The sequence below is a fragment of the Ignatzschineria sp. PL_is040 genome (assembly GCF_055813795.1).
The window spans coordinates 1-1,760 of sequence record NZ_JBVPGU010000021.1 but is presented as its reverse complement, the minus strand read 5'-3'; the positions used below and the strand labels follow the sequence as shown (position 1 = coordinate 1,760).

At 35.5% G+C, this 1,760-nt stretch carries 2 protein-coding genes; both read right to left on the bottom strand.

Features of this window, described 5'->3' with window-relative positions:
* Positions 1-138 precede the first annotated feature (138 nt).
* The gene (locus AC0SAP_RS10260; RefSeq protein ID WP_473384099.1) at positions 139-363 is read right to left on the bottom strand and encodes a hypothetical protein; all 225 of its coding nucleotides are present in this window, start codon (positions 361-363) and stop codon (positions 139-141) included.
* 22 nt (positions 364-385) lie between these two features.
* Entirely contained in the window at positions 386-1,057 is a 672-nt protein-coding gene (locus AC0SAP_RS10255) for a hypothetical protein (RefSeq protein WP_473384098.1), read from the bottom strand.
* Positions 1,058-1,760: the final 703 nt, after the last annotated feature.

Below are 1,760 nucleotides of genomic sequence, written 5' to 3'. Positions count from 1 at the left end.
ATAGTTTATCAGTAAGCATGGTTCGAGGCATAGCAAGTGGTAGGTTTTGTTTGACGATAATATTCTACCGCTTGCTTTTTTATTTTAAACCTCAATGTTCAACAGCCCCTAATTACATGAAGCATAAATCCTGAATAATTACTTATCTCCCTCCAGAGACTTTATAAAAGACTCTAATTTTTTAGCATTCTCTTCACTAATTCTTTGCTCTTCTTCATGCTGCATTTGCTTTCTTTTCTCAATTAAAGCCATCGTCTTATCTGCCCCTGTCCCCTGATCTGTGATTTTTATCTTCTGCTCTTCTTGTGGATCATTGCAGGCGACCAATAATAAAACTGACAGTAATACTACAACCTTTTTCATTAAATACCCTTTTCTCATGAGGTTAATAAACCATTGCTAACCATTCAAATCCGCGAATAAAGTCCATATCGTCCAGAAAATCATCTTGATTACTTTCGGCACTACGGATGAAACTTGCAGTATCCTCTATAGAGACTTCCTGATAATCATAATCCTCTAAGTAACGATGTCGGCTATAACGATCACTCGCAAAAGTGTTGGTCATTAAGCTAAAAAGATCAGCTAGGCTATATTTTTGTTTAATCACCGACAAAATCCTGTTTCGGTATCGATCAGCTCCATGTGTAAAGTAGAGCTCGGCCATACTTGGTCTTTCTTCTGATAATATGTCCTGGATATCTTCTTCATCCCACTCTTCTATCAAAATATCTTCTTCACTGTAAAAATCATAAATAGTTTGTACCGGTATATTGAATGCTCTACACATCGAGTCATAATCACAATCTTTAAGGGTAGCCGTATCTAACTCCCCTTCAGACCAATATTCGTCTTGGGCATGTTGTACAAACTCTCGATAGAGATCTACCAATGCAATCGCTAAAAGTGAAGATTCGTGTTTATGCTCTTTCATTCGATCACTCAAACCCTTATTACTAATGAGTGATTCCCACATCAACTCGTACCAATACAACTCATGACCCAACATCCAAACGGTATGATCCCTGAAAAATGGTTTTAATTCTGCAAACTGCATTACGATCTCCTTTTATGGTTTTAGATATTAAATAGCTCCCTATTATTTAACATAATAAAATGTACGTTGGTAGTTATATTGGAAATACATAAATTTCCATTTCAAGCGAACAAAAGGTTTTCGGTACTAGAAATACAAGTAAATAGCTCAATAAGCCAATGCCCTCTCTTTTGATATAGGGAACATTGGGCACTGTGGGCATTCAGGGCATCGAGAAAATTCATAAATATTACTGTTTTTCCTTTCATCTTTAAAAAGACCTATAAAATCAGATCAATAGCTAAATATACGACTTTCCTATCATTCAGAAAAATATATCACTCAACAATTCAGCTTCTAATAAAAGAACGACAACATTGCTAAAAATACCAATAAATAGTCTAATACCCCAAGTGCCCACTCTTTTCATATAGGTAACATTGGGCACTATGGGCACACAGGGCATGCAAGAATTTCTAAAGCATTATTCTTTTTTGGCTCTCCATCTTTTTGGAGTCAAGATAGCTCAGGGTACAGACGAGGGTACGGCTTTTCGATAGATAACAAAAAACCCTTGTAATTCAATGAATTAAACAAGGGTTTTTGATGAATATGGCGGAAAAGGAGTAATTCGATCTTGTTAAGATAAGCTATTAATAACATTAAGGAAAAGATTTTAATAGCCGTCTACTTACCAACAAATTTACCAACAAATCAAAAAGTA